The 8,384-nt window shown below is 41.9% G+C and carries 6 protein-coding genes; 3 read left to right on the top strand and 3 right to left on the bottom strand.

What is annotated here, in order from left to right; translation table 11 throughout:
- Positions 1-27: 27 nt before the first annotated feature.
- The 3 genes from NWQ57_RS03350 to map all read right to left on the bottom strand — a co-directional run bounded on the left by NWQ57_RS03350 (position 28) and on the right by map (position 5,477).
- A complete protein-coding gene (locus NWQ57_RS03350; RefSeq protein ID WP_306020631.1) occupies positions 28-1,749 on the bottom strand; it encodes a lysophospholipid acyltransferase family protein in 1,722 nt (573 codons plus the stop codon).
- Between the two features lie 171 nt (positions 1,750-1,920).
- Complete coding sequence (gene glnD / locus NWQ57_RS03345; protein ID WP_306020630.1) at positions 1,921-4,536, bottom strand: [protein-PII] uridylyltransferase; 2,616 nt, start codon at positions 4,534-4,536, stop codon at positions 1,921-1,923.
- Positions 4,537-4,685: 149 nt separating this feature from the next.
- Positions 4,686-5,477 carry a type I methionyl aminopeptidase gene (gene map, locus NWQ57_RS03340; RefSeq protein ID WP_306020628.1) on the bottom strand — a complete coding sequence of 264 codons (792 nt, stop codon included), beginning with the start codon at positions 5,475-5,477 and terminating at the stop codon, positions 4,686-4,688.
- A 300-nt stretch (positions 5,478-5,777) separates the two neighbouring features.
- Here map and rpsB point away from each other — a divergent pair, with 300 nt between their 5' ends.
- The 3 genes from rpsB (at position 5,778) to pyrH (ending at position 8,374) form a co-directional block, all read left to right on the top strand.
- A complete protein-coding gene (gene rpsB / locus NWQ57_RS03335) occupies positions 5,778-6,509 on the top strand; it encodes a 30S ribosomal protein S2 (protein ID WP_306020626.1) in 732 nt (243 codons plus the stop codon).
- A gap of 129 nt (positions 6,510-6,638) precedes the next feature.
- Positions 6,639-7,511 (top strand): translation elongation factor Ts, encoded by an 873-nt coding sequence (tsf, locus tag NWQ57_RS03330; protein WP_306020625.1) that lies wholly within the window; start codon positions 6,639-6,641, stop codon positions 7,509-7,511.
- A gap of 128 nt (positions 7,512-7,639) precedes the next feature.
- Entirely contained in the window at positions 7,640-8,374 is a 735-nt protein-coding gene (gene pyrH / locus NWQ57_RS03325; protein ID WP_306020624.1) for a UMP kinase, read from the top strand.
- The last annotated feature ends 10 nt before the right edge of the window (positions 8,375-8,384 follow it).

The raw sequence follows: 8,384 nt of genomic DNA, 5'->3' as shown, positions 1-8,384 counted from the left end.
AGCGAATACTTTGCAGCTTAGCACAACTTAAATCAGTGGTGGGATCTCGGCATTTGGCATATACCTTGCCCGTTTTTTGGCTTTTAATGAGTAAATGTCTGCTAACACTAAGCCATCAATACAATCATTAAAATCTGGGTCGATGTTAAAATCGATAAAGTGCACACCACCTTCATCGTAGGTTTCGGTGTATTGTTTGTAAAGCGTGGGAACCGCGACACCCATTGCAGAAAGTAAATGTTTAAGAGTAGAAAAATCTTGTTGATAGTGATTACCGACAAAATACTCAACTTCTGGGGTCTGTATAATGTAAGGCGTTTTAGCCTCAGCAACGGCTTGGGTTTGGGCAAAGTACAAGCGATAAAACGAGATAAGTAAGTCTTTGGCGGCGACTGGATAGTTATTGCTTAAACTTACTGGCCCAAATAAGTAGCGGTATTGTGGGTGTTTTTGTAAAAAAGCACCAATGCCATACCACAAATAATCGAGGCTGCGTTTACCCCAGTACTTGGGTTGTACAAAACTTCGTCCAAGCTCTAGGCCTTGTTCAAAGTAAGGGGTCATATCAGGACCGTAATCGAACAAGGTCGCAGAATACAAGCCTTTGAGGCCTTTGTTGGCAATCAGTTTTTTGGCATCGCCAAAACGATAAGCGCCTGCAATTTCTAACTCTTCTGGATCCCATAAGATCAACTGGAAATAGTCTTGATCATACTGGTCTAAGTCGCGTTTTTTATTGGTGCCTTCGCCAACTGCTCGAAATGCGATTTCACGTAAGCGCCCTATTTCGCGCAAAATTGGTGAACTTTCAGCATGCTTGTACAGATAGATGATTTTACCGTCGACGGTTTCACCTAAGCGTTCACCCTGTTTTTTTAAAGCGTGTATTAATTCCACACGGTTTTCAGGTAACGCGATTGGTTTCTGGGTTGTGAATATTCCCACTTTGTCGTGGCCTATTTTGTACAAATGCTTTTTAAATAAAGCGACTTGATGCTTTTTACGCAGATTAAGCGTAACAAACGAGGCCAGTGGTATAAGCTCGCCGATGCGAATGGGCAGGTGCTTACGCTGCTGTTTAAACATTTCAGTGACTAACAACATGGCCGCTAATGGCTTGTAGACCATTGATACACTGTAAAACAATGGTGAATTTTTCGCATCAATAAAGACTGGCAGGATAGGGGATTTACTTAGTTTTGCGATACGTAAGAAGCCACTTTGCCATTTGGTATCGCGAATACCTTGCGGACGTAACCTTGAAACCTCGCCAGCAGGAAATACAATGACTACGCCTTCTGCTTCTAATTGCTGTTGTATTTTTTGAATATGCGCCTTTGCGGTGCCACCTTGCATGCTATTCACTGGTAATAATAAAGGATGCAGTGGCTCAAGTGCCATGAGTAGTTGGTTGGCAACCACTTTTATATCGGTTCTGACCTCGCTGACCAGTTTAATAAGCGCTAGCGCGTCTAAAGAGCCAATAGGATGATTAGCAATAATAACCACGCGTCCTTCGCTGGGAATATGATGTTTTTCAACATCCCGAATTGAGTAAGAAATTTTGAAGTAATCTAAGACTTGCTCTACAAAATCAATGCCACGGACATGGGGAAACTGTTGAGCAAACTCCTGCATTTCACGTTCATGTAATAGTCGTCTTAATAAAAAGGTCAGGGGCTTAGATAGCAGCGGCTTGTTGGTCAGGCTGGGATAGTGTTTAGTTAGTACTTCGTCAACAGTAAACATAATACTCACACAAAAGTAACGGCAGTTAACTTAGGGTAAGACCCTTTTGTGACAAAAGGGTGCCACTTTTATGGCGTTTATATGAACCAAAGACTTGAGCTTAGTCATGCATTGATGTTGCTAAGCTCAAAGCGCAGTGGCTAAAAATGATATTTGTTAGCAGTAAGCTTGTTAATGCAGTGTTTCGTTTAAACGGGTTTTAAATTGTACCTGCTGATTTTGCGTTAATTGAGTGTTGTCTTTGCTGCTCACAATAAACAAATCTTCTGCTCGTTCACCTATGGTAGAAATTTTGGCCATATGCAGGTTAAACTCCAACTCGACAAACAGCTCGCCAATTTTAGCGAGTAAGCCTGGCGCATCAAGTGCCTCTAATTCAACCAGTGTGACATTACTGTGTCCAGGGTAAAAGCGGACTTTTGTTGGCACGTCTAATTGTTTCATTTGCCGTGACATTTTGCGTTTGTTGCTGTGATCCTGACCCGGTTTAGTAAGCTGTGTTTCAACGGCTTTTTTCAAACTATTCAATCGAGACGCAGAATTAATTCGATCGCCATTGTGTTCAAGAATGATGAAGCTATCGAAAATATATCCGTCATGAGTGCGCATAATTTGCGCATCGTGAATGGATACATTGCGACTGTCGAGAACCGAGGCAATTTGGGCAAACATGTTTTTCTTCATCTTGCCGTAAACAATAAGCTCGGTGCCCGATTTAGCTGTATTTTCATTGGCTTCAACCAATAAAAAATCATCGGTCATTGGATGAGAAGCCAAAATAACATTGGCATGCCATGCTATTTGCTCTGGCTTGAAACGCGCAAAATAATCGTCGCTGAGACGTTTCCAGAATTGTTCAATTTGAATAGGGTTCATGCCATTTTCAAGCAAAATTGCCTTTGCTTTAGTTTGGTGTTCATCGACTCGGTCTTGAATCGCAACCTTACATTCCAAGCCATTATCCAGTGCTTTTTGAGTCAGTAAGAATAACTCACGCAGCAGTGAAGCTTTCCAGTCATTCCATAAATTATCGTTGGTTGCCCGTATATCAGCTAGGGTAAGCACATATAAATGATTAAGGCTATTGTGCGAGCGTACCTGTGTCGCAAACTCATTGATCACATCTGGATCGTAGATATCACGGCGCTGTGCAATGACCGACATCAATAAATGGTTTTCCACCAACCAACTGATCAGTTCGGCATCTTTGCTTTCAATTTCGTGAGTCTGACAAAACTCTTCAACATCTATGGCGCCAAGTTTGGAATGGTCACCATTACGACCCTTACCGATGTCGTGAAAAATCGCCGCGATATAAAGCAATTCTGGCTTATCCAGATTCTTGACAATGCGGCCGCAGCGAGGAAAATCTTTGTTTTCAGGTAAGCCATAATGATACACATTTTTGATCAAGCGATGCGTGTGCTCGTCAACGGTATAAGCATGGAATAAATCGAATTGCATCATGCCAACGATATGGTCCCATTGGGGTAGATAGGCTTGAATGATCCCATGTTTGTGAGTGATATCCCAGGCGATGGCAAAATAGTTGGGATGTTTCATCAATTGCATAAAAAGTTTCCGACACTCTGGTCGTTCAGCAAAATACTGGCTGTGAAACTTACGTCTGGCTAATCGTAATTGGCGCAAAGAACTCGAATGCAACCCGTTAATTTGAGGGTTATCAGCGACCGTTAATAAAAAAAGAAGAATATCTTCAGGGGTGTTGAATACATCGTTATGGCGAGGTGCAATCAGCCCATCTAGTACTTCAAAATCACTATTAATGTTTTCGCTTACTTTCACTTTAGCGGCGAGTACATCCGAGCTAAAGCGCTGTAATAACATTTCATTTAATTCGCTGATCCGTCTTACTGTTCGGAAAAACGCTTTCATCATACGTTCGACTGAAGCTTTACCATCCTCTCCGTATCCCAGTTTAGCCGCTACATCGGTTTGAAAGTCAAATAACAGGCGATTTTCACTACGTCCTGCAATTAGATGTAAAGCAAACCGCATACGCCACAAATGGTTTCGACATTCAATCAATTCTTCCAGTTCTTGCTCATTGAAATAGCCTTTGTTTATGAGCTCAGTACCATCAATGACTTTAAAATGTTTTTTTGCCACCCAGCCAATCGATTGAATATCCCTTAAACAGCCTGGACTTTCTTTGATATTTGGTTCTAGGTTGTAGGATGTCCCTTTAAATTTTGAATGACGTAAGGTCTGTTCTTCTAACTTGGCTAAAAAGAAATCTTTACTGCTCCAATAACTGCGAGATTGTAGCTTTTCTTGCAATTCTTCAAAGGTATCTTGGCTGCCAATCAACAAACGCGCTTCCACCAAGTTGGTGGCTATGGTGACGTCTTGTTTGGCATGGTTGTAGGTTTCTTTAATCGTACGAACAGACTGCCCTAAATCTAAACCAATATCCCACAGCAGGGTAATAAAACGGCTAATGCTGTCTTGCTGACTTTTTGAAAACGATTTGCTGCTGAGTATTAATAAGTCGATATCTGAATAGGGCTGTAATTGGCCTCGGCCGTAGCCGCCCACAGCAATTAAACTGAGATGCTTTTGTTGGTTTAAGTCAGATAAACGCCACAGATGGCGTAACATGCTATCAATAAAGGTAGCTCTACCCATGACTAAACCAGTCACATCACCACGGCTAAACTCACTGTTTAACCATTCGTAACTATTGGCAATACACGCCTTAAATCCCGCGATGTTATCAGCTGAGTTAATCAGTTTTATTTGTGCAATTAGGCTTTGTAACGACAAGTTAGATTCCTTTTACTATCAGTCAGGGAGTAACTCTACAAAGAGCTCTTTTATCTTGGTTAAAAAACGTAAACCAATGTTTTTCAAGAGTAATACTGTGTCAGTTGGCGAGGTATTTTGCTAGCTTGATATCAAGCTAGCATATAATTTTAATGACTAATGATACGTTCAATTTGTTCATCATCACGCAAAGTCAGGATTTCAACCCCATCTTTGGTCACTAATAAGGTATGTTCCCATTGGGCACTCAAACTGCGGTCTTTAGTAACCACAGTCCATTTGTCGGGTAGCACTTTAGATTGTCTTTGTCCCGCGTTAATCATAGGTTCAATGGTAAAACACATGCCTTCTTCTAGTACTTCACCTGTATTTGGCTTACCGTAATGCACGACTTGAGGGTCTTCGTGGAAGTTCGCCCCAATACCGTGACCGCAGTATTCACGTACTATCGTATAGTTATGGCTCTCTGCATATTGTTGAATAACATGGCCAATATCACCCAGCCTTACACCTGGCTTAACTAAGCGTATGGCTTTGTACAACGATTCTTGAGTGACTCGAATCAGACGCTCAGCCAAAATACTCGGTTTACCTACAACAAACATTTTAGAGGTATCGCCATGATATCCGTCTTTTATAACGGTCACGTCGATATTAACTATATCGCCATCCTTTAAACTTTTATCAGATGGGATACCGTGACAAATGACATGATTCACTGAGGTACAAATAGATTTTGGAAAAGGTGGATGGCCGTAGTTGAGCGGTGCAGGTATTGCCTGTTGCACATCGACAATATAGTCGTGGCAAAGTTTGTTCAACTCATCGGTAGTTACCCCTTTTTTGACAAAAGGTTCAATCATTTGCAATACGTCAGCGGCAAGACGCCCCGCTATACGCATTTTTTCAATTTCAGAGGCTGTTTTTATCGTCGCAGGCAAAACGGAATTCCTATTTAAATTTCAAATTAATCACCGACGGTGAATACAGCCACTATCTTAACTTTTCAAGAAAGTGATGTATAGGCTAAGCAGCTTAAACTTGAATATTGTTATTCAGCATGATATAAAGCGCCCCGCTGAAATTGGTGTGGTCAAATTAGCCAAACTAATTGTCGGTAAACTAACCTAAATAACACACATATATCGACACAGTGTTCGGGGTGTTTTCTACCAAAATAGTAGGTAGAAGATCGAGTACTGGGATATATGGAGGCCTAACCCCATATTGAGGAATTTATAATGGCAAACGTATCTATGCGCGACATGCTTCAGGCAGGCGTTCACTTCGGTCACCAAACTCGTTATTGGAACCCTAAAATGAAACCTTTCATTTTTGGTGCTCGTAACAAAGTTCATATCATTAACTTAGAAAAAACAGTACCAATGTTCAATGAAGCATTAAGCTTTGTTGGTGGTGTTGCTGCTAAAAAAGGTAAGATCTTGTTTGTTGGTACAAAACGCGCGGCAAGCGAAGCAGTTAAAGAAGCTGCAGAAAAATGCGACCAGTTTTATGTAAATAAGCGTTGGTTGGGCGGTATGTTGACTAACTGGAAAACAGTACGTCAATCAATCAAACGTTTAAAAGATCTTGAGCAACAGAGCCAAGACGGTACGTTCGACAAGATCACCAAAAAAGAAGTGTTAATGTTGCAACGCGAAATGGCTAAATTAGAAAGCAGCCTTGGTGGTATCAAAAACATGGGCGGTCTACCTGACGCGCTTTTCGTTATTGATGCTGATCATGAGCACATTGCTATCACTGAAGCCAGAAATCTTGGTATTCCAGTTATTTCTATCGTTGATACTAACTCAAACCCTGACGGTGTAGATTTCATCGTACCTGGTAATGATGATGCTATCCGCGCAGTTCAATTATATTTGAACGCAGCAGCAGCAGCCGTCCTTGAAGGCCGTGAAAAAGACCTAGTGGTTCAAGCTGAAAAAGGCGAGTTCGTAGAAGCTGCTGAGTAATTAGCCGCATAACGAAGTTATCTCGTCGTAGTGCAGGCCTTTCTGCACTAACGAAAATATAAACTCAGGGGCAACGGCCCCTGTTTTTTAATTGTTAATCAAGAATTTTTATTTGCTGAGGAAACGAAAATGGCAGTGACTGCAGCCCTAGTTAAAGAATTGCGCGAGCGTACAGCCGCCGGCATGTTAGATTGTAAAAACGCACTTGTTGAAGCGAATGGCGACATCGAGCTTGCGATTGAAAACATGCGTAAATCTGGTCAAGCTAAAGCCGCTAAAAAAGCCGGCCGTATCGCTGCTGAAGGCGTGATTTTGACCAAAGTAGAAAATGGTGTAGCCACCATGTTGGAATTGAACTGCGAAACCGATTTCGTTGCTCGTGACAAAGGCTTCTTAGCCTTTGGTGAACAACTTATTAACGTTGCAAACGCTAACAGCGTAAATGACATCGAAACCTTAACAGGTTTTGATATTGAAGGCGGCAAGGTAAGTGAAGTACGTGATACTTTGGTTACTAAAATCGGTGAAAACATCAGCCCACGTCGTGTTATCTCTGTTGAAGGCGATAACGTTGGCGCTTATGTTCACGGTGCGCGTATTGGTGTTTTGGCTATCCTTAAAGGTGGCGACGAAGAATTGGCAAAAGACATTGCCATGCACGTTGCTGCGGCTAACCCACAGTTCGTAAGACCTGAAGATGTTCCTGCTGAAGTTGTTGCTAAAGAAAAAGAAATCCAATTAGAAATCGCTATGCAGTCAGGCAAACCTGCTGATATCGCTGAAAAAATGGTTTCTGGTCGTATGAACAAGTTCACTGGTGAAGTTAGCTTAACTGGTCAACCTTTCATTAAAGATCCAAGCATGCTTGTTTCTGCCTTACTTAAATCTAAAGGTGCAGAGGTTATTAACTTCGTACGTTTTGAAGTGGGTGAAGGTATTGAAAAGAAACAAGAAGATTTCGCTGCAGAAGTTGCCGCTCAAATGGCTGCTGCTAAGAAATAAATGTGCCTTTGGCTTTTGCCAAAAGCCATTGTCATATAAACTACGGGCACCTCAAATTGAGGTGCTTTTTTTTAAATAATAATTAGCTTACCGTCGACACAGTTATAAACCAAAGGAAATGCCAATCTATGAATACTGCTCCTAAATCCGTCTATCGCAGAATTTTGTTAAAACTCAGTGGAGAAGCGTTAATGGGAGAAGAAGGCTTTGGCATCGATCCCAAAGTACTTGAGCGCATGGCGCAAGAAATCAAAGAATTGGTTGAACTGGGCGTACAAGTTGGCCTAGTCATAGGCGGCGGAAATTTATTCAGAGGCGAAGGCCTAGCGAAAGCAGGTATGAACCGAGTGGTAGGCGATCACATGGGCATGTTAGCCACGGTAATGAATGGCTTAGCGATGCGTGATGCGTTGCACCGTGCTTCTGTTAATGCCAGATTGATGTCCGCTATCCCGCTAAATGGTGTATGTGATGACTACAATTGGGCTGAGGCCATCAGTTTACTTAAGTCAGGTCGCGTGGTGATTTTCTCTGCTGGGACAGGAAACCCGTTTTTTACCACGGATTCTGCTGCTTGTTTACGTGGCATAGAGATAGAAGCCGACGCGGTATTCAAAGCCACTAAAGTCGATGGTGTGTATGACGCGGACCCGGTGAAAAATCCTCACGCGGTCATGTACAAAACCTTAACGTATAACGAAGTATTAGATAAAGAATTGAAAGTAATGGACTTAGCTGCCTTTACTTTAGCCAGAGACCATAACATGCCAATCAGGGTATTCAACATGAATAAACCTGGCTGTTTAAAAGCAGTGGTGTTGGGTGAAGATGAAGGCACATTAATTTGCCACCCCGAAAAATGACTACAAAAAT

Origin of the sequence: Paraglaciecola sp., from assembly GCF_030730205.1 — a bacterium.
Lineage (GTDB): Bacteria > Pseudomonadota > Gammaproteobacteria > Enterobacterales > Alteromonadaceae > Paraglaciecola.
The sequence above is the reverse complement of the archived record's forward strand: the minus strand, read 5'-3'. Positions and strand labels throughout refer to the sequence as shown.